Source organism: Actinosynnema mirum DSM 43827 (assembly GCF_000023245.1).
Classification (GTDB): Bacteria; Actinomycetota; Actinomycetes; order Mycobacteriales; family Pseudonocardiaceae; genus Actinosynnema; species Actinosynnema mirum.
Map to the genome: position 1 here is coordinate 5,040,257 of NC_013093.1, position 23,612 is coordinate 5,063,868.

The following is a 23,612-nucleotide window of genomic DNA, read 5'->3' on the forward strand; positions in this document are numbered from 1 at the left end:
GAAAGGGTTGGTAGGGTCGCCCGGTGACCGCCGACCGGCCCGCCGAGGCCCCCCGCAGCCGCAAGCCCCGCGTGGACGCCGCGCGCAACCAGGAGGCGATCGTCGAGGCGGCGGCCCGCGTGCTGGCCGAGCAGGGCGCGGCCGTCGACGTGCGCGAGATCGCCCGGCTGAGCGGCGTCGGCATGGGCACCCTGTACCGGCACTTCCCCACCAAGGAGGACCTGGTCCGCACGATCCTGCGGCGCGAGTTCCTGACCTGGGCGGCGTCGGCGCGCGAGGCGGCGGAGCGCGCGGAGGACCCGTGGGCGGCGCTGGCGGACTTCTTCCGGCAGGCGCTGAGCGGCTACGCCAGGCACCGCGCGATCTCGGAGTGCTTCGCGCTGGCCTGGGCGGAGCCGGACGTGGAAGGGCTGGGCGAGTTGCGGGCGGTGATCGGGGGGCTGACCGCGCGCGCCCACGAGGCCGGGTCGCTGCGCCCGGACGCGAGCGCGGACGACCTGCTGCTGCTCCTGGTGTCCCTGGGGCACGCCGCCCGGCTGACCGGGGACAGCGACCCGGAGCAGGTCGAGCGGCTGCTGCGGGTGTCGCTGGACGGACTGCGGCCGGGGCACGCGGAGCGGTAGCGCGCCCATCGTGTACGAACGTACACATCCGGGTGTACGTTCGTGCGCGCGACGAACGCGAGAGCGCTCTCACGAACCGGGGCGCTCGCCACGACACACCCGGAGCGGCAGTGGAGAGCATCACCAAGAACCGGCAGTCCGAGACCACCCTCCTCGCCATGGTCGAGCGCGCCTACGGCCCCGACAGGACGCCCGACGCCGGGTCCGGCTGGTTCGGCGAGCTGGGGCACGGGTGGTTCAACGTCGCCTACCGGATCAGGCTGCGCGACGGCGCCGAGGTGGTGCTCAAGATCGCCCCGCCCGCCGACGTCGAGGTGATGTCCTACGAGCGCGGGGCCATGCGCACCGAGCTGGCCGCGCTGGAGCTGGTCCGCGAGCGCACCAGCGTGCCCGTCCCGCCGGTCGACCACGCCGACCTCACCCACGAGCTGTGCGACGCCGACTACTTCTTCATGCCGTTCGTCGACGCCGACAACCTCGGCATCGTCAAGTCCACCATGCCCGCCGACGAGGCCGCCGCCTGCATGACCGCGCTCGGCCGCGCGAACCGCGAGCTGAACGGGATCCGCGGCGACCGGTTCGGCCCCCTCGCCGGTCCCGGCCACCCGACCTGGCGGGCCGCGTTCGGCGCGATGGCCGAGGACGTGCTGCGCGACGGCGAGCGGCGCGCGGTGGACGTCGGGTGGGGCTACGACGAGCTGCGGGCGGTGTTCGCCGAGCACGCCGACGCGCTGGACGAGGTGGTCGAGCCGCGCTACGTCGAGTGGGACCTGTGGGACGGCAACGCCCTGGTCCGCGACGGCGAGGTCGTGTGCGTGATCGACCACGAGCGCGCGTTCTACGGCGACCCGCTGATCGAGGCCGGGTTCACCGGCACGGTGCTGCCCGCGTTCGGCGACCCCGAGCCGTTCCTGCGCGGTTACGGGCGGGGCGCGCCGACCGGCGGCGAGGTGGCGCGGCGGCGGCTGTACTGCCTGCACCTGGTGCTGGTGATGGCGATCGAGGCGGTGTACCGGGGGCACGCCGACACCACGCAGCACGACTGGGCGCGCGAGCGGATCACCGAGGTCATGGGGCTCCTCGGCCGCGCCCGCTGATGCGCGTGCGCGAGTCCGCCGAGGCGCTCGGCACCGCCCCGGTCGGGCGGTTGCTGTGGCGCGCCTGCTCGCAGACGACGCTGTCGGTCGGCGTGTACGGGATCTACGCGCTGACCAACGCGTGGTTCGTGGCGCGGGGCGTCGGGGCCGAGGCGATGGCGGCGGTGAACCTGGTCGCGCCGGTGCTGCTGGTGCTGGGCGCGGTGTCCACGACGGTGGGCGCGGGTGGCGCGTCGCTGGTGTCCAGGGCGCTGGGCGCGGGGGACGCGGCGACGGCCGGTCGGGCGGCGGGGAACGCGTTCACCGTGTTCTGGGGCGCGGCGGTCGTGGTCACCGCGCTCGGCCTGCTCGGGGTGGAGCCGCTGCTGACGGCGCTGGGCGCGCGGGACGGGGCGCGGGAGGTGGCGCGCGAGTACGCGGTGGTGATCCTGGCCGGTTCGGTGCTGTCCACGGGGTTCTCCAGCCTGGTGCGGGCCGAGGGCCGGTTGCGGTTCTCCACGCTGCTCTGGCTGGCGCCGGTGCTGGTGCAGATCTCCCTGGACCCGGTGCTGATCTTCGGGTTCGACCTGGGGGTGCGCGGCGCGGCGCTGGGCACGGTCGGCGGGCAGGCGGTGTCGGCGCTGCTGAGCCTGTGGTTCTTCTTCGTGCAGCGCGAGCGGCCGTACCGGGTGCGCGCGGCCGACCTGCTGCCGCACGGGCCGACGGTGCGGGCGCTGCTGGGGATCGGGGCGCCGTCGTTCCTGGCCGGGTTCGGCACGACGCTGCTGGCGGTGCTGGTGAACACCGCGCTGGCCGGTGCGGGCGCGGCGGCGCTGGCGGCGTACGCGGTGGCGGCGCGGGTGCAGACGTTCGCGACGATGCCGCTGGTCGGGATCGGACAGGGGCTGCAACCGGTGGTCGGCTACAACGCGGGGCGCGGGCTGCACGCGCGGGTGGTGCGGGCCAAGGACCTCGCGCTGCGGGTGGCGGTCGGGTACGGGCTGGTGGCCTCGGCGCTGGTGGTGGTGTTCGCCGGGCCGCTGGTGTCGGTGTTCCTGGACGACCCGGCCGTCGCCGGGCAGGCGGCGACGGCGCTGCGGTTCGTGGCGGTCGGCTTCGCGGCGGCCGGGATCACGCCGCTGGTGGCGGGCTACGCGCAGTCGTTGGGCGCGACGCGGCAGGCGTGGGCGCTGGCGGTGGGCACGCTGGCGCTGGTGAGGGCCCCGCTGGTGGTGGTGCTGGGCGGCGGCGGGACGACCGGGGTGTGGGTGGCGCTGGCGGCCGGCGAGGTGGGGTCGGCGCTGTGCGCGCTGGTGGTGCTGCGGCGGTTGCGGCCGGGTGGGGTCAGCGCCGGGTGAGGAAGTCCCGGTGGGCGTCCACGGCGGTCGGGGCGAGCAGGGCGCGGGGCCACAGCACGGCGACGGCCAGGCCGACCGCGTCCGAGTCCTCCACGAGCGGTCGGGCCATCGAGTGCGCGGCGTCGTGGCGGGTGACGGTCAGGTCCGCGCCGAACGCCTCCCGGTAGGCGCGCTCGGTCTCCGCCGCGTCGACGTTGCGGTCGTGCTCGGCGAGCATCAGGTGCACCGGGACGTGCCTGGTCGCCGCCGCGCGCAGGTCGTCCACCGCGTCGGAGCGGAAGTTGCGGGAGACGAAACCCCAGCGCTCCGGCGTCATCGGGTCCGGGTCGGCGGCGGCGTGCTCGCTGTGCGGCGCGCCCCGCTCCAGCAGCGCGCGCACCCGGTCGCTCCGCGCCACGGCGTCGGCGCGCTCCTGCGGCGAGGCGTCGGCGAGGCCGGAGAGCAGGTGGTGGCGGCCCTGGCGCAGCCAGTTGACCGCCGGGGACACCGCGACGACCGCGTCCACGTCGGTGCGCGCGGCCACGACCTTCGGCAGCACCCACCCCGCCTGGCTCGCGCCCCACAGCACCACGCGGCCGGTGGGGACGTCCGGCCGGCCACGCGCCCAGTCCAGCGCGGCGCCGACCTCGGCGGCCCGGTCCGCCATGGTCTGCGACAGCCAGTCACCGGTGGAGCCGCCCACCCCCGGCTTGCTCCACGACAGGGTGGCGTACCCGGCGTCGGCCGCGCCCTCGAACCACGGCGCGTAGAGCCCGTCGTGGGTGGCGTCGACGGCCGCGTCGCCGTGGACGACCAGGACGACCCCGACGGCCTCCCGGTCACGGGGCAGCGCGAGGACGCCGGACAGGCGGCCGTCGCCGAACGGGATCTCGACCGCGCGCTGGTCGAAGCGGAAGGTGTTGCCCAGGACCACGATCCCGGCCGTGACCAGCGCGAATGCCAGGAGTGCCAGCAGGGTCCGGCGCAGAATTATCGTTGCTCTCACGTTCGTAGCATATGCGATATATTCAGTGGCGTGGACGAGCGGATCACCCCGAGGACGGTCGTCGAGGCGCTGCTGCCCGACGAGGGCGCGGTCGACCTCGCGCTGGTGTACGACACGGCGAACGCGGTCGGCGTGGCCGACCAGCCGCTGCGGCTGACGCTGCGGCGGATGGCGTCGGCGGGCGAGCTGGAGCAGTCCGGGCGCGGGCGGGCGGGCCGCGTCCGGCTCACCGACCAGGGCCGGGAGCGGCTGCGGCGGGACCGGGTCGGGCTCGCGCTGGCGTTCGCGCAGGACGCCGGGGAGGCGCCGTGGGACGGGCGGTGGTGGCTCGCGGCGATCAGCACGCCCGAGCGGGAGCGGGCGGTGCGGGACGCGCTGCGCCGCGACCTGCTCGCCGCCGGGGCCGCGCCGATCTCCACCGGCCTGTACGCCGGTCCGCACGACCTGACCGACGTGGTGGACCCCGAAGCACGCGCGCACCTGGTCACCGCGTCCGCGACCGGGCTGGACCTGCGCGGCGTCCACGACCCGGTGGAGATCACCGAGGCGCTGTGGCCCGCCGAGCCGATCGACCGGGCCTACGACGCCGTGGAGGAGGCGCTCGCCGACGACGAGGGGACGCCGCTGGTGCGACGGCTGCGGCTCGCGGCGGCGCTGGAGGCCGCGATGCGCGAGGACCCGCTGATCCCGCCGGAGCTGCGCGCGCGCCCGTGGCGACCCGCCCTGGTGCGGGGCGAGTGGCTGGAGCGCTGGCGGGGGCTCGCCGACGCACCGGTCTACCGGGGCTGGCTGTGAGCGGTCAGCCCGCGTCCTGATCGCCGCCCGCCGGGCGGTCCACCAGGCCCAGGCGCAGGTGCTCGCTGTGGTAGACGGCCTGGTCGAGCAGGTGCGCGACGTGGTCGTCGTGCAGGCTGTAGATGATGCTGCGCCCGTTGCGGGTGCCCACGACCAGGCGCAGGGCGCGCAGCAGCCGCAGCTGGTGGGAGACCGCCGACTGCTCCATGCCGACCGCCTCGGCGAGCGCGGTGACCGGCAGCGGGCCGTGCCGCAGCTCGGCCAGGATCAGCAGCCTGCTCGGGGTCGCCAGCGCCTGGAGGGTGTTCGCCACGTGCGCGGCCGACTCGGCGTCGAGCCGCGCGGCGGGCGTCCCCCGTCCACTCGCGATGTGCCCCATGAGGTGAATGGTAGTTCACCACCTATACATGAAAGCCTGTTCATCTGTACGTATATTCTTCCTTCGGCGAGCACCCCGACCCCGGAGGACCACCCATGACCACCGTCGCGCCCGAACGCCCCACCACCCGCGCGCCCGCGCGCCGCACCCGGTGGACCGCGCTGCCCGAGGCCCGGTGGGCGGCGGTCTCGCTGGCGCTGTTCCTGACCGCGCTGGCCGTGCAGCTCGCGGACGGCCCGGAACCGGTGCGCTGGGCGCTCTACCTGGCCTGCTGCGCGGCGGGCGGGTGGGAGCCGGGCCTGTCCGGGCTGCGCGCGCTGCGGGAGAGGACCCTGGACGTCGACCTGCTGATGGTGGTCGCGGCGATCGGCGCGGTGGCCGTCGGGCAGGCGCTCGACGGCGCGCTGCTGATCGTCATCTTCGCCACCTCCGGCGCGCTGGAGGCCCTCGCCACCGCCCGCACCGAGGACTCGGTGCGCGGCCTGCTCGACCTGGCCCCGGACACCGCGACCCGCGTCGGCGACGGCGCGGAGGAGGTCGTGCGGGTAGCGGATCTGGAGGTCGGGGACGTGGTTCTGGTGCGCCCCGGCGAGCTGGTCCCGGCCGACGGGGTGGTGGTCGCGGGCGCGGGCGAGGTCGACCAGGCCACGATCACCGGCGAGCCGCTGCCGGTGGACAAGGCCGAGGGCGACGAGGTGTTCGCGGGCACGCTCAACGGCACCGGGGCGCTGCGCGTGCGGGTCGGCAAGCGCGCGGCGGACTCGGTGGTCGCGCGCATCGCTGCGGCCGTGGAGGAGGCGAGCCGGACCAAGGCCCGCACGCAGCTGTTCATCGAGAAGGTCGAGCAGCGCTACTCGATCGGCATGGTGGTCGCCACGCTGGTGATCTTCACGGCGCCGCTGCCGTGGGGCGAGCCGGTGCGCGAGGCGCTGCTGCGGGCGATGACGTTCATGATCGTCGCCTCGCCCTGCGCGCTCGTGCTCGCGACCATGCCGCCGCTGCTGGCCGCGATCGCCAACGCCGGGCGGCACGGGGTGCTGGTGAAGTCGGCGGTGGTCGTGGAGCGGCTGGCGGACGCGGACCGGGTGGCGTTCGACAAGACCGGGACGCTGACCAGGGGCGAGCCGGAGGTGGCCGGGCTGCGCGCGCTGCCCGGCGCGGGGCTGGACGAGGACGCGCTGCTGCGGCTGGCCGCCTCGGCGGAGCACCCGAGCGAGCACCCGCTGGGGCGGGCGGTGGTGCGGGCGGCCCGCGAGCGCGGGCTGGACGTGCCGCAGGCGCGGGAGTTCACCGCGCGGCCGGGGCGGGGCGTGAGGGCGCGGGTCGGGGACCGGGTGGTGGAGATCGGCTCACCGGAGGCGCTCGGCGGTGCGGGGATCGGCGGTGCGGGGATCGGCGGTGCGGGGATCGGGGCCGTGGACGGGTTCCTGACGCAGGGGCACACCGCCGTGCTGGTGCTGGTGGACGGCGAACCGGCGGGCGTGCTGGCCATCGCCGACCGGGTGCGCCCCGAGGCCGCGGCGGCGGTGGCCGCGCTGACCGCCGCGACCGGGGCCGGGCCGGTGCTGCTGACCGGCGACAACCGCAGGACCGCCGACCGGTTGGCCGAGCGGGTCGGCATCACCGACGTGCGCGCGGGCCTGCTGCCCGAGGACAAGGCCGAGGCGGTGCGCGCCCTGCAGGCCGAGGGGCGCCGGGTCGTGGTGGTCGGCGACGGGGTGAACGACGCGCCCGCGCTGGCCGTGGCGCACGCGGGGGTGGCGATGGGCGCGGCGGGCGCGGACCTGACGCTGCGCACCGCCGACGCGGTCGTGGTGCGCGACGACCTGTCCACGATCCCGGCGGCGATCGCGCTGGCCAGGCGGGCGAAGCGGGTGGTGGTGGCGAACCTGGTGATCGCGGGGTCGTTCATCGTGGTGCTGGTGGCCTGGGACCTGCTCGGCGACCTGCCGCTGCCTTTGGGGGTGGCGGGGCACGAGGGGTCGACCGTGATCGTCGGGCTGAACGGGCTGCGGCTGCTGCGCGAGGCGGCGTGGCGGAAGGCGAAGGCCGAGGGGTGACGGCTGGGGGTGACGGCCCGCTCCGCGAAGACCCTCGGGTTTCCCCCGAATGAGGCGTCGTCGTGTGCATACCTGAGCACCTATAGTGGCTGAGCGGCCGAGACCCCGCTCCGGAGGTGCCCACGATGCTCACCGCACTGGCCAACCGCCCCTACCGCAGGCTGTTCACCGCCCAGGTGGTCGCGCTGGTCGGCACCGGCCTGGCGACCGTCGCGCTCGGCCTGCTCGCCTACGACCTCGCGGGAGCGGACGCGGGGGCCGTGCTCGGCACGGCCTTCGCGATCAAGATGGTGGCGTACGTCGGCGTCGGCCCCCTGGCGGGCGCGCTGGCCGCCCGGCTCCCCCGCAAGGGGCTGCTGGTCGGGCTCGACCTGGCGCGGGTCGGGGTGGTCGCGGCGCTGCCGTGGGTGGACGCGATCTGGCAGGTCCACCTGCTGATCTTCGTGCTCCAGGCGGCGTCGGCGGTGTTCACCCCGACGTTCCAGGCGACCATCCCGGACCTGCTGCCCGACGAGCGCGAGTACACCCGCGCGCTCAGCCTGTCCCGGCTGGCGTACGACCTGGAGAGCCTGCTCAGCCCGCTGCTCGCGGCGGCGGCGCTGCTGGTGGTCGGCCACGGCGATTTGTTCCTGGGCACGGCGGTCGGGTTCGCCGCCTCGGCGCTGCTGGTCGCGGGCACCCCGCTGCCCGACGCCCGCACCGCCCCGGCCGACCGCTCCCCCGCGACCATCACCAGGGGCGTCCGGGCGTACCTGCGCACCCCGCGCCTGCGCGGGCTGATCGCGGTGCACCTGGCGGTGGCGGCGGCCGGGTCGATGGTGCTGGTGAACACGGTCGGGTACGTGCGGGAGCTGCTCGGGCGGGACGAGACGTCGGTGGCGGTGGCGCTGGCCGCGTACGGGCTGGGGTCGGCGGTCGCGGCGCTGGCGCTGCCGCGCGTCCTGGAGCGCCACCCGGACCGACCGGTGGTGCTGCGCGCGGCGGCGGCGCTGGGCGCGCTGCTGGCGCTGGCCGCGCTCGCCACGGCCGTCCTGGACGACCTGCGCTGGCCCGCGCTGCTGGCGCTGTGGGCGGCGATCGGGGCGGCGGGCGCGCTGGTGCTGACGCCGGGCGGGCGGCTGCTGCGCCGGTCGGCGGACCGGGCGGACCTGCCCGCCGTGTTCGCCGCGGACTTCTCGCTCTCGCACGCCTGCTGGCTGCTCTGCTACCCGCTGGCGGGGGCGCTGGCCACGGGGGCTGGGCTGCCGGTCGCGCTGCTCGTGCTGGCCGCGATCGCGCTGGCGGCGGCGCTCACCGCGCCCCGACTGTGGCCGGAGGACGACCCGGAGTCGATCGAGCACGAGCACCACGACCTGGCCGACGACCACGCCCACGTGCGCGGCGCGGCCCTGGTGGGCGGCTGCCACCGGCACGCGCACGCCTACCGGATCGACGACCTGCACGTCCGCTGGCCGGGCTGACCGCGCGCCGGGGGTGGTCGTAGCCGGATCGGTCACGGCCAGGGACGGTCGCGGCCGTGCTCAGTCGTGGTCCGGCCGCCCGGTCACGTGGTGGTCGGCCGCCTCGACGGCCTCGGCCAGCAGTCGCCGCACGTGCCCGCCGCGCGCCCGGTAGACCGCCCGGCGCCCGTCCCGCCGCACCGACACCAGCCCGGCGAGCTTGAGCTTGGCCAGGTGCTGCGACACGGCGGGCCGCGCGATGCCGACCGCGCCGGCGAGGGTGGTCACGTCGTACTCGTCGCCGCACAGCAGCCACATCATCCGCAGCCGCGTCCCGTCGGCCAGCATCCGGAACCCGTCGACGGCGGCGTCGACGTGCGCGTCCGGCGGCACCTGCTGCCAGTCCTGCGTTGTCGCCACCTGCTCGCGCGCGCCCATGCCCGCAATGCTCGCACCACCGCGCCCGCGAACCGGCCGCCACCCCGTTCCGCCCAGCGGGTCCGCCGCCGATTCGTTACCGCCCGATTCGCCCCGCTTTGGTCATACATCGCTGTAGATTTACGACATAGCGGACACGAACTCCCAGGTCAGAAGCGTGCAGCCGCTGGACAAACAAGGCAAGCCTTACCTATGTTCACCCGGCGGCAGCGGGAGGTGGACCGGGTGGAGCACGTGTTCGGCAGCGCGTTGATCGGGCTCAGGGAGGGCCTGGAGGCGGCGCTCGTGGTGAGCGTCCTGGTGGCGTACCTCGTCAAGACCGACCGGCGGCGCGAGCTGCGGTGGGTCTGGCTGGGCGTCGGGGTCGCGGTGGCGCTGTCGGTGGGGGCGGGCGCGCTCGTCACGTTCACGAGCGCCGCGCTGGACTTCCGGGCGCAGGAGGCGTTCGGCGGGGTGATGTCGCTGATCGCCGTGGCGTTCGTGACCGGCATGGTGTTCTGGATGCGCGGCGCGGCGCGCGGGATCGGCCGGGAGCTGCGCGGCAGGCTCGACGAGGCCACCGGGATCGGGCCGGTCGCCGTCGTGGCGCTGGCGTTCCTGACGGTCGGCCGCGAGGGCCTGGAGACGGCGGTGTTCTTCTACGCCGCCGCCCAGTCCGCCGGGCGGAACGGCGGGCCGCTCGCCGGGTTCCTGATCGGGCTCGCGATCGCGGTCGCGCTGGCCTGGGCGATCTACCGGGGCGCGCTGAGCATCGACCTGTCGAGGTTCTTCGCGGTCACCGGCGTGCTGCTGGTGCTCGTCGCCGCGGGCGTCCTCGCCTACGGCCTGCACGACCTCCAGGAGGCGGCGCTGATCCCCGGACTGGACGTGCTCGCGTTCGACCTGTCCGGGCCGGTCCCCGAGGACTCCTGGTACGGCGCGCTGCTCAAGGGCGTCTTCAACTACTCGGCGCGCACGACCGTCGTCCAGGCCATCGCCTGGTCGGCGTACGTGGTGGTCGTGCTGCCGCTGTTCCTGCGTCCCGCGCGCACGCGGGTCGCCCCGACACAGGGAGAAGTGAAGTGAAGCGAGTCGGAGCCCTCGTCCTGGGCGCGCTGGCGCTGTCGGCGTGCTCGTCCGCGACACCGGAGTCCGCCTCGCCGGGCGGGCCGATCGCGGTGGAGGCGAGCGACGGCGCGTGCGGTGTGGCGCGGTCCGAGGCCGACGCGGGCGCCATCACGTTCGAGGTGACCAACAAGGGCAGCAGGGTCACCGAGTTCTACCTGTACGCCGAGGGCGACCGGATCATGGGCGAGGTCGAGAACATCGCGCCGGGGCTGACCCGCAGGCTGATCGTGGAGGTGCCGGACGGCGGCGCGTACCAGACCTCGTGCAGGCCGGGCATGGCCGGTGACGGCATCCGGTCGGCGTTCGTGGTCAAGGGCGACGCGACGCGGCAGGCCGACGCGGACACCCGGCTCGGCGAGGCGACCGCCGGGTACCAGCGGTACGTGAACTCGCAGGCGGACTCGTTGCTGGCCAAGACGACCGAGTTCACCGCCGCCGTCAAGGACGGCGAGGCGGAGGACGCGAAGGCGCTGTACCCGGTGGCGCGCACGTACTGGGAGCGGATCGAGCCGGTCGCGGAGAGCTTCGGCGATCTCGATCCGAAGATCGACGGGCGGGAGGCGGACCTGGAGGAGGGGCAGGAGTTCACCGGGTTCCACCGGCTGGAGAAGGACCTGTGGACCGGTGGCCTGCAGGGCGACAGCGCGGCGATCGCGGACCGGCTGCTCGCGGACGTGACGGAGATCGTCGGGAAGGCCAAGACGGTCGAGCTGGCCCCGCTGCAGCTGGCCAACGGGGCCAAGGAGCTGCTGGACGAGGTCGCCACCGGCAAGATCACCGGCGAGGAGGACGTCTTCTCGCACACCGACCTGTGGGACTTCGCGGCCAACGTGGAGGGCTCGCGGGCGGCGGTCGCCGCGCTGCGGCCGGTGGTGCGGGAGCGGGACGCGGAGCTCGCGTCCACAGTGGACGCCAAGTTCGCGGCGGTGGAGGAGCTGCTGGGGGCGCAGCGCGACGGTGACGGGTACAAGCTGTACACGGACCTGACGCAGGAGCAGGTCAAGGCGTTCGCGGCGGCCGTCGACGCGCTCGGCGAGCCGGTCAGCAAGGTCGCCGAGGTGGTGGCGCAGAAGTGAGCCCGGAGGTGAACCCGGAAGTGGGCCCGGAAGTGGGCGCCGACGACGCGGGCACGGGCGCGCGCGGCGTGTCCCGGCGGCGGGTGTTCGGCCTGGCGGGCGCGGGTGTCGCGACCGCCGGGCTGGGCGCGGCGGCGGGCGCGCTGGCCGTGCGCGTGGTGGAGGGGCTCCCGACCGGCGGGGCCCCGTCCGCCGCCGACCCGACGGCCGCCGTGCCGTTCCGGGCCGAGCACCAGGCCGGGATCACCACGCCCGCGCAGGACCGGATGCACTTCGTGGCGTTCGACGTGACCACCACCGACCGGGACGCGCTGGTCGACCTGCTGCGGGACTGGACCGCCGCGGCCGAGCGGATGACCTCCGGGCTGGAGGCGGCCGAGGGCGGCGCGGTCGGCGGTTCGCCGCAGGCCCCGCCCGCCGACACCGGCGAGGCGCTGGACCTGCCCGCGTCGGCGCTCACCCTGACGATCGGCTTCGGCCCGTCCCTGTTCGACGGCCGGTTCGGGCTGGCGGACCGGCGCCCCGAGGCGCTGGTGGACCTGCCGAGGTTCAAGGGCGACGCGCTGGACCCGGCCAGGTCCGGCGGCGACCTGTGCGTGCAGGCGTGCGCGAACGACCCGCAGGTCGCGGTGCACGCCGTGCGGAACCTGGCGCGCATCGGGTTCGGCAGGGCGGCGGTGCGCTGGTCGCAGCTGGGCTTCGGCCGCACCTCGTCCACGTCGACGGCGCAGGCCACCCCGCGCAACCTGTTCGGGTTCAAGGACGGCACGAACAACCTGAAGGCCGAGGACCCGGCGGCGCTGGAGCGGCACGTGTGGGTCCGCGATGGCGACGGCCCGGCGTGGATGACCGGCGGCACCTACCTGGTGGCGCGGCGGATCCGGATGCACGTCGAGACCTGGGACCGGGCCCCGCTGGCCGAGCAGGAGGCGATCACCGGGCGGCACAAGGGAAGCGGCGCGCCGCTGGGCCAGCGGGACGAGTTCGACCCGGTGGACACCTCGGTGCTCGGCCCCGGCGGCGACCCGGTGGTGCCGGTGAACTCGCACGTGCGGCTGGCGTCGGAGAACCTCGGAGGGGCGCGCATCCTGCGGCGGGGCTACAACTTCACCGACGGCAGCGACGGCCTCGGGCACCTGGACGCGGGGCTGTTCTTCGTGTGCTTCAACCGGGACAGCAGGAGCCAGTTCATCCCGATGCAGCGCGTGCTGGCGGGCGCCGACCCGATGGCGGAGTACCTGGAGCACAACGGTTCCGGTCACTTCGCGGTGCCGCCGGGGCTGCGCGAGGGCGAGTTCTGGGGCCAGGCGCTGTTCGGCTGAGCCCGCTCCCCGCTCCGGGGCGTCCCCCGCGCGGGTTCCCTCGCGCGGCGGTCACGGATGGTCCGATGCAACCGCTCCGAGTACCATCCGCACCGTGACCGAGGCCACGCGCGGGGACACCACCGGCGGGTCGTCCCGCCGCAGACCGGGCGCGCTGGCGGCGGAGGTCCTGCGCGCCCTCGTGGAGGCCGGGAAAGCGCTCACCCCGGCCGAGGTCCTGGAGCGGCTGGCCCCGACGGGCGCGCGCTCGTACAGCGCGGTGGTGACGACGTTGACGCGGCTGCACGAGAAGAGCGCGGTGACGAGGGCGAAGGACGGCCGCGCCTACCGGTACTCGGCGACCGCCGACCCGTCGGCGCTGGTGGCCTGGCGCATGGCCCGCCTGCTGGAGGCCGAGGCCGACCACGCGCCGGTGCTGACGCGGTTCGTGCGCGGGCTCAGCGAGGACGACGAGGCGGTGCTGCGCAGGCTGCTCGCGGAGGGCGGGGACTAGCCCCCCGCACCGGCGGCGGAAACCCTGCGGCGCCAGGACTTCAGCCCGTCCGCCGCTGCCGGTACGCCTTCGTCTTGGTCCGGTTGCCGCACACCGCCATCGAGCACCACCGCCCGCCGCCGTTGCGGGAGGTGTCGTAGAACGCCCACCGGCAGTCCGGTGCCGCGCACAGCCGCACCCGCCGCCACCGCCCGTCGCCGACGGCCGCCACCACGAGGTCCAGCAGCGCGTCCACGCCCGGCGCCACCGGTTCCGCCGCGACGCGCAGGCCCCCCTCGCCGTCCGGGACGAGCCGGAGCGGGAACGCGAGCGGTGTGGTGACCGGCTCCGCCAGCGAGCGGCGCAGCGCGGCGCGCAGCTCCCGCGCCGCCGCCAGGTGCGCGGCGCTCGGGCGGACCCCCTCGGGCGCCAGGCCGTGGCGCGCCAGCCAGTGCGCGAGCGCCGCCTCGGAGGTCAGCTCGTCCGTCGGCGCGTGCGCCTCGCCGTGCCTGCTGAACGTCCGCTCGTCGAGCGTGTTGAGGAACGCCTCGACCACGTGCACCCGATCTTCCACGACACCATCATAACTTCCCACTGGTGTCCTAGCGACACCAGTGTTACGTTTTAACGGTGTCGAATCACCCGGTTCTCTCCGTGTCCGACGACGACCTGGCAGACCTGCGCGACCGACTCCGCCGCACCCGCTGGGCCACGCGCTGGCCCTCCCCCGCCTGGGAGGCGGGCACCGACCCCGACGAGCTGGAGCGGCTGGCCCGCCACTGGGCCGACGGCTACGACTGGCGCGCCCACGAGGCCGAGATCAACGCCCTCCCGTCGCACTTCGCCGAGGTCGACGGCGTCCGGCTGCACTACCTGCGCCACGACGGCGCGGGCGACGCGCTGCCGCTCGTGCTCACCAACGGCTGGCCGAGCACCTCCTACGAGCTGGTCGGACTCGCGGAGCGCTTGGCCGCCAGGGGTTTCACCACGATCGTCCCGTCGCTGCCCGGCTACCCGCTCTCCGCGCCACGACCGTCGCTCACCTCCACCCCCACCCACGAGCTGTGGCACCGGCTGATGCGTGAGGAGCTGGGCTTCGCCCGCTACGGCGCGCACGGCGGCGACCTCGGGGCGGGCGTGTCGACGCTGCTCGCCAAGGCGCACCCCGAGTCCGTGGCCGGCCTGCACCTGATGGCCGTCGCCCCGCCCGCCCAGCACGACGCCGGTTCGCTGACCGACGCCGAGCGCGCGCACGTCGGGCGGGCGCGGGCGTGGTGGGACGAGGAGGGCGCGTACGAGCACCAGCACCGGACCCGCCCGCTCACGCTCGCGCCCGCGCTGTCCGACTCGCCGGTCGGCCTGCTGTCGTGGGTCCTGGAGAAGTACCGCGCGTGGAGCCACACCGGGCTGCGCGCGCACAGCGACGACTTCCTGCTCACCCAGGCGTCGCTGTACTGGTTCACGAACTCGATCGGGACGTCGCTGCGGCCGTACTACGAGCGCGGTCGCGCGCCGGAGCCCGAGGCGGGCCGGGTGGACGTGCCGACCGCCGTGGCGCTGTTCCCCGGCGACCTGGCGACCCCGCCGAGGGAGTGGGCCGAGCGGACCTACCGGGTCGTGCGGTGGACCGAGATGCCGCGCGGGGGCCACTTCGCGCCGGTCGAGGAACCGGAGCTGCTGGCCGACGACCTGGCGGGGTTCTTCGGCGACCTGCGCTGATCCCGCTGCACGCCGGGTCGCTGGGCCGCCGGGCCGCCGGGCCGCCGGGCCGCCGGGCCGCCGGAAAGCGTTGCGCCGCAACAAAAAGGTCGGGCGCGGCCCTCGGGAAGAGGACCGCGCCCGACCACCGGTTCCGCGCGGACTACTCGCCGTCCACCACAGCACCGTCCGCCACAGCACCGCCCACCACCGAGTGGTGCCGACCGATCGGCAGCATGAGCGGCTTGCCGGAGACCGGGTCGGTGATCACGCGGCAGTCCAGGCCGAACGTCGCGCGCACGCCCTCCTCCGTCAGCACCTCCGCCGCCGGGCCGGCCGAGTGCAGCGCGCCGTCCGCCAGGGCGATCAGGTGGTCCGCGTAGCGGGCCGCGAGGTTGAGGTCGTGCAGGACCATCACGATCGTCGTGCCGCGCGAGCGGTTCAGGTCGGTCAGCAGGTCCAGGACCTCGACCTGGTGGCTCACGTCCAGGAACGTCGTCGGCTCGTCCAGCAGCAGCAGGTCGGTCTGCTGGGCCAGGACCATCGCGATCCACACCCGCTGCCGCTGCCCGCCGGACAGCTCGTCGACCGAGCGCTCGGCCAGGTCGGCGGTGGAGGTGGCGTCGAGGGCGGCGGCCACCGCGACGTCGTCCTCCTTGCTCCAGCGGGACATGATGCCCTGGTGCGGGTGCCTGCCCCGGCCGACCAGGTCGGTCACGGTGATGCCCTCGGGGGCGATCGGGGCCTGCGGCAGCAGGCCCATGACCCGCGCCAGCTCCTTCGCGGGGGTCTTGTGCACGAGCTTGCCGTCGAGCAGCACCCGGCCGCCCTTGGGGGCCAGCAGCCGGGACATCGAGCGCAGGAGCGTGGACTTGCCGCACGCGTTGGCCCCGACGATCACGGTGATCCTGCCGGGCGGGATCTCCAGGTCGAGCCCGCTGATGACCGTCCGGTCCCCGTAGCCGATGGTCAGGTCCTCGACCGCGAGGGTGTGGGTGGTGGTCACAGCGAGCCTCCGGCTCGGTTGGTGCGGATGATGAGGTAGATCAGGTAGGGGGCGCCGAGGACGCCGGTGACGACGCCGACCGGGTAGCGGGCGGGCAGCAGGTACTGGCCGCTGTAGTCGGCCACCAGCACCAGCAGCGAGCCGACGAGCATCGCGGGCACCAGCAGCGAACCGCCGGGGCCGACGAGCCTGGCCGCGATGGGTCCGGCCAGGAACGCGACGAACGCGATCGGGCCGCAGGCGGCGGTGGCGAAGGCGATCAGGCCGACCGAGGCGATCACGACGGTGAGCCGGACCAGCTCCACGCGCACGCCGAGCGCGCCCGCGGCGTCCTCGCCCAGCTGCATCGCGCCAAGGCGCCTGCTCTGGGCGAGCAGCAGCGGCGCCAGCACGACGGAGGCGAACAGCACGGGCAGGACGTCGGTCCACGACGAGCCGTTGAGGCTGCCGGTCAGCCACACCAGGGCTTCCTGCAGGTCCCAGTCGCCCGCGCTGTTGAGGATCCAGTTGATGGCGCTGTGCAGCATGGCGGCGGTGCCGATGCCGATCAGGATCAGCCGGGTGCCCGCGCCGCCGGACTTGAACGCCAGCAGGTACACCAGCAGCGCGATGAGCAGGCCTGCGACGATCGCGAACGCGGCGACGGTGGCGCCGGACAGGCCCAGCACGACGATCGCGAACGCGGCGGCGGCGGACGCGCCCGCGCTGATGCCGATGATGTCGGGGCTGGCCAGGGGGTTGCGCAGCATGGTCTGGAAGGACACGCCGCCGAGCCCGAAGCACAGGCCCGCCAGGGTGGCCAGGACGGTGCGGGGAAGGCGGAGCCTGCCGACGGTGAACGAGGCGCCGGGCACCTGCTCGCCGAGGATCACCGCGAGCACGTCGGACGGCGGGTAGTAGCGCTGGCCGAACATCAGCGACACCGCGATCATCACCAGGATGAGCGCGGACAGCACGCCGATGACGATCCGCCTGCGGCGGGCGTTGCGCTTGCGGGCGCGGGTGACCGAGTCCAGTGTGGACGGCGCGGCGGCGGCGACGGCGCCGAGCGCCGCGTCGCGGTTGGCGGCACGGGTGGCGGTGTCGGTCACAGCGATCGGACCTTCTGTCGGCGGACGATCCAGATGAAGAACGGCGCGCCGATCAGCGCGGTGATGATGCCGACGTCGATCTCCTCGGGCCGGGTGACCACGCGGCCGACGACGTCGGCGGCGGTGAGCAGCGCGGCCCCGCCGAGTGCGGAGAACGGCAGCAGCCAGCGGTGGTCCGGGCCCACGAGGAGCCTGCACAGGTGCGGCAGGACCAGGCCGACGAACCCGATGGGGCCCGCGGCCGCGGTGGCCGCGCCGCACAGCACGACCGCGCCGACGGAGGCGAGGGTGCGGGTGAGCAGCACGCGCTCGCCGAGCCCGGCGGCGACGTCGTCGCCCAGCGCCAGGGAGTTCAGGCCGCGCGCGGTGGCCAGGCACAGCAGCAGGCCGACCACCAGGAACGGCAGCACCATGGCGATGCCCTCGTAGGAGCCGCCGCCGACGCCGCCGATCTGCCAGGAGCGGAACGTGGCGGAGATGTCGTTGCGGGACAGCACGACCGCGCTGATCAGCGAGGTGAGCGCGGCCGAGGAGACGGCGCCCGCGAGCGCGAGCTTGAGCGGCGTGGGGCCGCCCCGGCCGAGGGAGCCGATCGTGTAGACGAGCACGGCGGTGACGGCCGCGCCGAAGATGGCCACCCAGATGTGGGCGGAGGCCTTGACCAGGCCGAAGGAGGTCATGCCGACCGCGATGGCCAGCGAGGCGCCGGAGTTGACGCCGAGGATTCCGGGATCCGCCAACGGGTTGCGGGTCACGCCCTGCATGACCGCGCCGGAGATGCCGAGGGCGGCGCCGACGACGACGGCGAGCAGGGTGCGGGGCACGCGCTTGGCGACGGCGGCCTGCGCCAGGTTGTCCTGGGAGCCGCCGAGGCCCGCGACGACGTCGTCGAAGCCGATGTCGCGGGCGCCGAGCACGACCGAGGCGAGCGCGGCGGCGGCCAGGACGACGACCAGCGCGACCAGCCAGGTGAGCCGGACACGAGCAGGGTGCCGCCTCTCGGCGGCACCCTGGTCGGACCGGTGGGTCGCGGTGGTCACTTCACCTTGTCGGCGGCAGCGGCGATCTTGCCCGCGTACTCGTCGAGCACCCACGACACGGACATCGGCGTGGGGTTGGCGGCGGTGCCCGCGGGGCCGCTGCCGGAGAGCATCACGACGGCGCCGTTGGCGACGGCCGGGAGCTTGGACATCAGCGGGTCGGCCTGGAGCGCGGCCAGGACGGTGTCGTCGCCGTAGCCGATGATGATGTCGACGTCGTTGAACACGTCGATCTGCTCGGTGCTCTGCTTGAGCGAGAACTTGTCGGTGGTGGCCGACAGGTCCGCGATGGACTTCGGGTGGGTCATGCCCAGGTCCTCGAAGAACATGGCGCGGGTGTCGTGCGTGGTGTAGAAGCCGACCTGGCTCAGGTTGGTGGTGTCGAAGTGCGTCATGAACATCGCCGACTTGCCGACCAGCTGCGAGTGCTTGGCCTTGGCGTCGGTGATCTGCTTCTCGATGTCCGCGATCAGCTTCTCGCCGTCGTCGGCGCGGCCCATGGCCTTGCTGCTGAGCTCGATGCTCTCGCGCCACGGGGTGGCCCACGCGGTCTTCGGGTAGGCGACGACCGGCGCGATGTCGCTGAGGGTCTTGTAGTCCTCGGCGGTCAGGCCCGAGTACGGGGCCAGGATGACGTCGGGCTTGGTGTTGGCCACGCCCTCGAAGTCGATGCCGTCGGTCTCGTCGAACAGGACCGGGGCCTCGCCGCCGAGCTCCTTGAGCTTCTCGGACACCCAGGGCAGGAGGCCGTCGCCGTCGTCGTCGCCGAAGTTGGCCTTGGCCATGCCCACGGGCACGACGCCCAGCGCGAGCGGCACCTCCTGGTTGGCCCAGTTGACCGTGGCGATGCGCTCGGGCTTGGCCTCGATCGTGGTCGTGCCGAGGGCGTGCTCGATGGTGATCGGGAACGCGCCGGAGTCCCCGGCCGGCTGCGAGCCGGAAGCGGCGGTGTCGGTCCCACCACCGGAGGAGCAGGCGGTGAGGACGATCGCTGCGGCGGCGGCGATGGCGCCGGCTCGCAGGCGGTTTGTGCGCACGGGGGGACCCTTCTCGAAATCAGCGTGAGCGGCGCCCCGGCCGGTTCGCGGGTGGGGCGCCAGCGGGTGGTCACGACGCTGCGTGACCACCCGGAAGTATGCTTAGCCTAACCTCATGAACTACCCCGAGATCAAGCTGGGAGGGCGCTTTTCCCGTGTGATCTGAGTCGGACATCACCGACCAGCGTGACGAAACGGGCGCGAAGGGTCACGGCGCGCGGGGACGTCGAGGTCACGCGCCGCAGTGGCCGCCCGGAGCATAGACGTTCGCCCCGCTAACGGTTGGCGGGGGCCGGGCGGGAGGCTTTGCAGGGGTGGTTTCCAGGGGTGTCCTCCGCAGGTCCTCCCCCGCGCCCCTTCCGACCCCGGACACGCCGGTTCCCCGGTGCGGACTTGCCGCGCCGAGGAACCGGAGGAGTGGTTCAGCTCGCCGGGGTCAGCCCCGGACGATCGTCAGGCCGTAGGCCGACAGGATCTCGCCGACCGGGTTGAAGTAGCAGGTCGCGGTGTTGCCACCGGAGACCACGCCCTGGCCCTGGCCCGCGCTGGTGATGAAGCCGCCACCGGAGTCGCCGGCCTGGCAGAGCACGCTGGTCGCGGTCAGGCCCGAGACGGCGCCCTCGGCGTAGCGCACGGTCTGGTTCTTGGCGCCGACGGTGCCGCAGGTCCAGCCGGTGGTGGAACCGGACTTGCAGACGGCCGCACCGGTCGCGGCGGCGGTCGTGCCGGTCACCCGGACGCTGCCGACGAGGCCCTGCGGGGTCCAGCTGGAGTTGGTGCGCACCCAGGCGTAGTCGTTGCCGGGGAACGAGGCGCCGCCCCAGGTGCCGAGCGCGGTGCCGTTGCGGGTCAGCGCGCCGCCGCCGGTCAGGACGCGGCAGTGGCCCGCGGTGACGAAGCCGCCGTTCACCGACAGGCCCGCCGAGCAGCGGGACGAGCCGATGTTGTAGGCGTCGCCGCCCTTGATGTTCGCGAACGTGGTCGGGGCGTCGGCCTCGACGACGCGCACGTCCGAGCCGGCGAACGCGGTGGCCTCGGCGGTCTTGCCGGGCAGCGCGGTGACGACCACGGAGTTGGTCCTGCTGTCGGCGTACCAGCCGGTGACCGAGGCCGGGGCGGACTTCTCGACCGCGTCGAGCTGCGCGACCTTGGCGTCGAGCTGGGCGGCGCTGCGGGCGACCACGGTGGCCTCGGCGCCCGCGGACTTGACCTCGGCGGCGTCGGCCGCGTCGGTCACGGCGACGGTGAGCTTGGCCGTGGAGATGTCGAACCAGGCGCCCGCGAAGGACGAGCCGAGGCTGGTGCGCAGCGAGTCCTCGGTGGCGGTGGCCGCGTCCTGCTTGACCATGAGGGTCCGCGCCTCGGCCGCGTCCAGGCCGAGGTCGCGCTGCATCGCGCTGACCAGGCCGGGGTGGGCGGCCTCGAACGCGGGGGCGGAGTCGGTGGAGGCGGGCTGCGCCGAGCCGGGCATCCCGTTCAGGATCGCCAGCGCGGCGGCGGCGAGGACGACGCCCGAGGTGCGGGCGACTTTCCGTGCGGTCATGTTGTCTTCTCCTCGGATGCAGGGACCGGGCGGCCGGGTGCAGGACCGGCTGTCCGGGCATTCCAGGACCGGGGCGACGAATGATCGACTTACCCGTTCGGGTGTCGCTCTTCCGGAGCACCCTCCGAGGGCGAGACTAGGAATGGGCAAAGCTGTTACACAATGGTCCGATTAGGGTTAAAACGTGTCACAGCCGGATGTTCGACGCACGTTCCGTAATCGCCGCAGGAAGCACCCGGAACACCGATTTCAAAACCCTACTAACCACCCGCCGCTGAACGGAGCACCGCGTGCCGACCTGCGGGGGCAGGGGGCGCGGAGGGGATCGGCGCAGGTGGGCGGGGTGGGGTCAGGTGGCCGGCCGGCGCGGGACGGGGCACGGGCGGCGAACGGGGGCGTCCGACGGTCTCACGGCCCTGGCGGGTACCGGTGAGCCGGGGAATTCCCCGTGCGTTGTGCTCGTGGTTTATCCGACGTCGGACGAAAATCCCCCGGCGGGGTCTAGGGATTGCGCCTGGGGGTGGCGGGCGGCGGGAACAGCGGCATCCTCGGCTTGCCGTCCTCGGCCGCTGGCGGTTCCTGGCGGGGCTCGGGCCTGCGGGGTTCCGGCCTGCGGGGTTCGGTGTGCCTGGGCTCGGCCTGGCGGTGCGGGTCGGCCGGGCGGTGGTGGCCGCCGGGGCGGGCGGGTTCGACCGGGAGGGGCTGGTCGACGGGGCGCAGCAGGCCGCCCGTGCGGGGCGGGTCGGCCGGGCGGAGGTGGCCCGCCGGGCGCGGGTGGTCGCCCTCGCCGAACGGGTCGGCCGACGGCTCGGGCGCGGGGTCGGGCGCCTGCTCGCGCACCGGCTCGACCGCCGGTTCACGCGCCGGCTCGGCCGCGGGCTCGCGCACCGGCTCGCGCGCGGTCTCGACCGCGGACTCCAGCACCTGCCCGGAGAACCGCTCCGCGTCCGCCCTGGCCTGCGCGGACGGCTTCACCCGCTCCGGCACCACGTCGCTCTTGGCCCGCACCGCCTGGAGCAGCCGCAGCACCTCCGCCGCCACCGCCGCGCCGTCGTGGTGGCGCAGCGACTCCCCCAGCTTCAGGTCGACCAGGTGCCCCGAGTCGTCCACGGTCACCGCGATCTCGCCGTCCGCGCTGCTCACCACGACCCGGAAGGTGGCGACCGGCTCGCCGTCCGCGCCCTCGGCGCGCTGCGCCCTGGCGAACTGCTCCCCGTACCTGCTGAAGAACTGGCCCGGATCGGCCATCGCCCCTCCTCCGCCCGCGCGCGCCGGACAGCCCGACCGGACGACGGTAGACGCCGCGCGCCGCCCGCGGCAGCGGTTTGCGGGATTGGTCTCCCGCCTGGTCAGCGCGGGTGCGCGGGGCGAGCGCGGACGGTCACCGGCGGGTCACCGGCGGTCGAGCTGGTCGTGCCGGTCCGCGAGGGTCCTGGCCAGGTCGACCAGCTTCACGTTCAGGTCCTGCGAGGTGCGCCGCAGCAGCGCGAACGCCTCGTCGGCGCTGATCCCGCGCCGGGTCATCAGGATGCCCTTGGCCTGCCCGATGACGTCCCGGCTGTCCACGGCCCGCCGCAGCTGGGCCTGCCGCAGGTCGGCGACCTCGGCGGCGTGGGCGTGCGCGAGGGCGAGCGAGGCGTGCGTGGCGAGCAGGAGCGCGACGTGCCGGTCGTCGGCGGTGAGCGCGCCGGTCTCGCGCGAGTACACGTTGAGCGCGCCGGACACCCCGCCCTCGGACGGCAGCAGCTCGGTGGCGAGCACGCAGTGGTAGCCGAGCCGCACGGCCTCGGCGGCGAAACCGGGCCACCTGGGCTCGGCCCGCAGGTCGCCGCTCTCGGCGTAACCGGGCCCGTCCGGCCGCGCGGTGTCCACGCAGGGCCCCCGCCCGTCCCGGTACTGGGCCCCGTCCAGCTCGGTCGCGACCGGGTCGGTCTCGACGGGGCTGGAGAACGAGCCGTCCGAGGCGCGCAGGGTGATGCTGGCCAGGTCGGCGCCGGGGATGACCTGCGTCGCCGCGTCCACGACCTTGCCCAGCGCCTCGGCCGCCGTGCGCACGTCCAGCAGGGTCCGCGTGACCCCGTCGAGCTGCTTGAGCAGCAGCTCGGTCCCCTCGTCGGACAGGCCACCGCCGTCCCGGAGCATCGGTCCCCCTCGGCCACAGCGACCGGGCACCGCGCCACCGGCCGTCGCGTCGATTTTACCCCGGAGCGCCGGGGCGGGTGACCGGGCGAACCCCCGGCCACCCGGCCCGGTCAGCGCCGCAGGCAGGCGCTTCCGGTTCAGCGCTTCCGGTCTGGGCCCCGGTCAGGGCCTCCGGTCAGGGCCGGGTCACGACGCGCACGGTCTCCAGGTCCGAGTCGGTCGGGTCCGGCAGGTACATGCCCGCGTCCCGGCCGCTGCGCAGGTAGTCCACCACCGGTTGGGTGATCACCTCACCGGGCAGCGCGGCGGGCACGCCCGGCGGGCACGGGCTGATCGTCTCGGCGCACACCCGGCCGACCGCGCGCTCCGGCGGCACGTGCTCGGCGTCGGCGAAGAACGCCTCGCGCGGCAGCACCGCCTGCTCCAGCTCCAGCTCGCCGGGGTCGGGGACGTCGACGCGGGCCGCGCGGGGCGGGTCGGGGGCGTGCGCGGCGAGGTCGGGGTCGACCCGGTCGCCCCTGAGGTGGTAGACGGAGCCCTGCTCCAGTCCCGCGCCCATCTTGTGCACGCTGGTCACGCACAGGTCGGCGCCCGCGTCCATGGCCCGGGCGGGCCGGTCGGGGTGGAACGGCAGGTGCGCGCCCCACGCCTCGTCCACGATCAGCGTCTTCCCCCGGTCGTGGCACAGAGTGGCCACCGATCGGATGTCCGCGCACGTCCCGTAGTCGGTGGGGGTGATCAGCAGCATCCCGGCGGCGTCGGGGGCGCGGTCGAGGGCCTCGGCGACGGCGTCCGCGCCGAGCACGTCGAGCACGCGCGGGTCCACGCCCCGCCCCTGCTTGTGACCTGGTGGGATGAACGGGAGGTGGCCCCGCTCGTGGTACCGCTCGACCGCCTCCAGCACCGGTGCCCGCCCGTGGTCCAC

At 74.7% G+C, this 23,612-nt stretch carries 23 protein-coding genes; 11 read left to right on the forward strand and 12 right to left on the reverse strand.

Going from position 1 to position 23,612, the window contains the following annotated elements; translation table 11 throughout:
- Nucleotides 1-23 precede the first annotated feature (23 nt).
- The 3 genes from AMIR_RS21310 (at nt 24) to AMIR_RS21320 (ending at nt 3,057) form a co-directional block, all read left to right on the forward strand.
- Entirely contained in the window at nt 24-623 is a 600-nt protein-coding gene (locus AMIR_RS21310; RefSeq protein WP_015803019.1) for a TetR/AcrR family transcriptional regulator, read from the forward strand.
- 110 nt (nt 624-733) lie between these two features.
- Complete coding sequence (locus tag AMIR_RS21315) at nt 734-1,720, forward strand: phosphotransferase family protein (RefSeq protein WP_015803020.1); 987 nt, start codon at nt 734-736, stop codon at nt 1,718-1,720.
- Nucleotides 1,720-3,057, forward strand: coding sequence for an MATE family efflux transporter (locus AMIR_RS21320; protein WP_015803021.1), 1,338 nt, complete (start codon nt 1,720-1,722; stop codon nt 3,055-3,057). The genes AMIR_RS21315 and AMIR_RS21320 overlap by 1 nt, the downstream gene beginning before the upstream one ends.
- On the opposite strand, the gene AMIR_RS21325 is transcribed toward AMIR_RS21320, so the two are convergent.
- Nucleotides 3,044-4,042, reverse strand: coding sequence for an alpha/beta hydrolase family protein (locus AMIR_RS21325; RefSeq protein WP_015803022.1), 999 nt, complete (start codon nt 4,040-4,042; stop codon nt 3,044-3,046). The two genes, AMIR_RS21320 and AMIR_RS21325, sit on opposite strands and share 14 nt — an antisense overlap.
- Before the next feature lie 30 nt (nt 4,043-4,072).
- On the opposite strand from AMIR_RS21325, the gene AMIR_RS21330 reads away from it, so the two are divergent.
- Entirely contained in the window at nt 4,073-4,837 is a 765-nt protein-coding gene (locus AMIR_RS21330) for a PaaX family transcriptional regulator (protein ID WP_015803023.1), read from the forward strand.
- 4 nt (nt 4,838-4,841) lie between these two features.
- Here the strand turns inward: AMIR_RS21330 and AMIR_RS21335 are convergent, their stop codons facing one another.
- Nucleotides 4,842-5,216 (reverse strand): ArsR/SmtB family transcription factor, encoded by a 375-nt coding sequence (locus AMIR_RS21335; RefSeq protein WP_015803024.1) that lies wholly within the window; start codon nt 5,214-5,216, stop codon nt 4,842-4,844.
- Between the two features lie 95 nt (nt 5,217-5,311).
- Between AMIR_RS21335 and AMIR_RS21340 the strand changes: the two genes are divergently transcribed.
- Both AMIR_RS21340 and AMIR_RS21345 read left to right on the forward strand, forming a co-directional pair.
- Nucleotides 5,312-7,276, forward strand: coding sequence for a heavy metal translocating P-type ATPase (locus tag AMIR_RS21340; protein ID WP_015803025.1), 1,965 nt, complete (start codon nt 5,312-5,314; stop codon nt 7,274-7,276).
- Between the two features lie 125 nt (nt 7,277-7,401).
- On the forward strand, nt 7,402-8,736 hold the full coding sequence (locus tag AMIR_RS21345) for an MFS transporter (RefSeq protein ID WP_015803026.1): 1,335 nt from the start codon (nt 7,402-7,404) through the stop codon (nt 8,734-8,736).
- A 60-nt stretch (nt 8,737-8,796) separates the two neighbouring features.
- Here AMIR_RS21345 and AMIR_RS21350 read toward each other — a convergent pair whose 3' ends face one another.
- The gene (locus tag AMIR_RS21350; protein WP_015803027.1) at nt 8,797-9,153 is read right to left on the reverse strand and encodes an ArsR/SmtB family transcription factor; all 357 of its coding nucleotides are present in this window, start codon (nt 9,151-9,153) and stop codon (nt 8,797-8,799) included.
- 192 nt (nt 9,154-9,345) lie between these two features.
- Between AMIR_RS21350 and efeU the strand changes: the two genes are divergently transcribed.
- The 4 genes from efeU (at nt 9,346) to AMIR_RS21370 (ending at nt 13,151) form a co-directional block, all read left to right on the forward strand.
- Complete coding sequence (efeU, locus tag AMIR_RS21355; protein ID WP_015803028.1) at nt 9,346-10,218, forward strand: iron uptake transporter permease EfeU; 873 nt, start codon at nt 9,346-9,348, stop codon at nt 10,216-10,218.
- Complete coding sequence (efeO, locus tag AMIR_RS21360; RefSeq protein WP_015803029.1) at nt 10,215-11,336, forward strand: iron uptake system protein EfeO; 1,122 nt, start codon at nt 10,215-10,217, stop codon at nt 11,334-11,336. Before efeU ends, efeO begins: the two co-directional genes overlap by 4 nt.
- 32 nt (nt 11,337-11,368) lie before the next feature.
- A complete protein-coding gene (efeB, locus tag AMIR_RS21365; protein ID WP_187313563.1) occupies nt 11,369-12,658 on the forward strand; it encodes an iron uptake transporter deferrochelatase/peroxidase subunit in 1,290 nt (429 codons plus the stop codon).
- Between the two features lie 94 nt (nt 12,659-12,752).
- Nucleotides 12,753-13,151: a BlaI/MecI/CopY family transcriptional regulator gene (locus AMIR_RS21370; protein WP_015803031.1), complete on the forward strand. Its 399-nt coding sequence runs from the start codon at nt 12,753-12,755 to the stop codon at nt 13,149-13,151.
- A gap of 40 nt (nt 13,152-13,191) precedes the next feature.
- On the opposite strand, the gene AMIR_RS21375 is transcribed toward AMIR_RS21370, so the two are convergent.
- On the reverse strand, nt 13,192-13,704 hold the full coding sequence (locus tag AMIR_RS21375) for a CGNR zinc finger domain-containing protein (RefSeq protein WP_240438604.1): 513 nt from the start codon (nt 13,702-13,704) through the stop codon (nt 13,192-13,194).
- A 56-nt stretch (nt 13,705-13,760) separates the two neighbouring features.
- On the opposite strand from AMIR_RS21375, the gene AMIR_RS21380 reads away from it, so the two are divergent.
- Nucleotides 13,761-14,849 carry an epoxide hydrolase family protein gene (locus tag AMIR_RS21380; protein WP_015803033.1) on the forward strand — a complete coding sequence of 363 codons (1,089 nt, stop codon included), beginning with the start codon at nt 13,761-13,763 and terminating at the stop codon, nt 14,847-14,849.
- A gap of 142 nt (nt 14,850-14,991) precedes the next feature.
- On the opposite strand, the gene AMIR_RS21385 is transcribed toward AMIR_RS21380, so the two are convergent.
- The 8 genes from AMIR_RS21385 to AMIR_RS21420 form a co-directional block, all read right to left on the reverse strand.
- A complete protein-coding gene (locus tag AMIR_RS21385; protein WP_015803034.1) occupies nt 14,992-15,834 on the reverse strand; it encodes an ABC transporter ATP-binding protein in 843 nt (280 codons plus the stop codon).
- Nucleotides 15,831-16,925 (reverse strand): FecCD family ABC transporter permease, encoded by a 1,095-nt coding sequence (locus AMIR_RS21390; protein ID WP_015803035.1) that lies wholly within the window; start codon nt 16,923-16,925, stop codon nt 15,831-15,833. Before AMIR_RS21390 ends, AMIR_RS21385 begins: the two co-directional genes overlap by 4 nt.
- The gene (locus AMIR_RS21395; RefSeq protein ID WP_015803036.1) at nt 16,922-17,965 is read right to left on the reverse strand and encodes a FecCD family ABC transporter permease; all 1,044 of its coding nucleotides are present in this window, start codon (nt 17,963-17,965) and stop codon (nt 16,922-16,924) included. Before AMIR_RS21395 ends, AMIR_RS21390 begins: the two co-directional genes overlap by 4 nt.
- Nucleotides 17,962-19,002, reverse strand: coding sequence for an iron-siderophore ABC transporter substrate-binding protein (locus AMIR_RS21400; RefSeq protein WP_015803037.1), 1,041 nt, complete (start codon nt 19,000-19,002; stop codon nt 17,962-17,964). The genes AMIR_RS21395 and AMIR_RS21400 overlap by 4 nt, the downstream gene beginning before the upstream one ends.
- A 436-nt stretch (nt 19,003-19,438) precedes the next feature.
- The gene (locus AMIR_RS21405) at nt 19,439-20,545 is read right to left on the reverse strand and encodes a S1 family peptidase (protein WP_015803038.1); all 1,107 of its coding nucleotides are present in this window, start codon (nt 20,543-20,545) and stop codon (nt 19,439-19,441) included.
- Between the two features lie 501 nt (nt 20,546-21,046).
- Nucleotides 21,047-21,793, reverse strand: coding sequence for a hypothetical protein (locus AMIR_RS40460; protein WP_015803039.1), 747 nt, complete (start codon nt 21,791-21,793; stop codon nt 21,047-21,049).
- 144 nt (nt 21,794-21,937) lie between these two features.
- Nucleotides 21,938-22,687: a GAF and ANTAR domain-containing protein gene (locus tag AMIR_RS21415; RefSeq protein WP_015803040.1), complete on the reverse strand. Its 750-nt coding sequence runs from the start codon at nt 22,685-22,687 to the stop codon at nt 21,938-21,940.
- A 175-nt stretch (nt 22,688-22,862) separates the two neighbouring features.
- Complete coding sequence (locus tag AMIR_RS21420; RefSeq protein ID WP_049796913.1) at nt 22,863-23,612, reverse strand: Orn/Lys/Arg family decarboxylase; 750 nt, start codon at nt 23,610-23,612, stop codon at nt 22,863-22,865.

What these genes read in the sequence shown, in the direction of transcription:
- AMIR_RS21320 (WP_015803021.1), top strand. Translation starts at nt 1,720, where the DNA reads ATGCGCGTGCGCGAGTCCGCCGAGGCGCTCGGCACCGCCCCGGTCGGG.
- AMIR_RS21335 (WP_015803024.1), bottom strand. Translation starts at nt 5,216, where the DNA reads ATGGGGCACATCGCGAGTGGACGGGGGACGCCCGCCGCGCGGCTCGAC.
- AMIR_RS21340 (WP_015803025.1), top strand. Translation starts at nt 5,312, where the DNA reads ATGACCACCGTCGCGCCCGAACGCCCCACCACCCGCGCGCCCGCGCGC.
- AMIR_RS21345 (WP_015803026.1), top strand. Translation starts at nt 7,402, where the DNA reads ATGCTCACCGCACTGGCCAACCGCCCCTACCGCAGGCTGTTCACCGCC.
- AMIR_RS21350 (WP_015803027.1), bottom strand. Translation starts at nt 9,153, where the DNA reads ATGGGCGCGCGCGAGCAGGTGGCGACAACGCAGGACTGGCAGCAGGTG.
- efeU (WP_015803028.1), top strand. Translation starts at nt 9,346, where the DNA reads ATGTTCACCCGGCGGCAGCGGGAGGTGGACCGGGTGGAGCACGTGTTC.
- AMIR_RS21405 (WP_015803038.1), bottom strand. Translation starts at nt 20,545, where the DNA reads ATGACCGCACGGAAAGTCGCCCGCACCTCGGGCGTCGTCCTCGCCGCC.
- AMIR_RS40460 (WP_015803039.1), bottom strand. Translation starts at nt 21,793, where the DNA reads ATGGCCGATCCGGGCCAGTTCTTCAGCAGGTACGGGGAGCAGTTCGCC.
- AMIR_RS21415 (WP_015803040.1), bottom strand. Translation starts at nt 22,687, where the DNA reads ATGCTCCGGGACGGCGGTGGCCTGTCCGACGAGGGGACCGAGCTGCTG.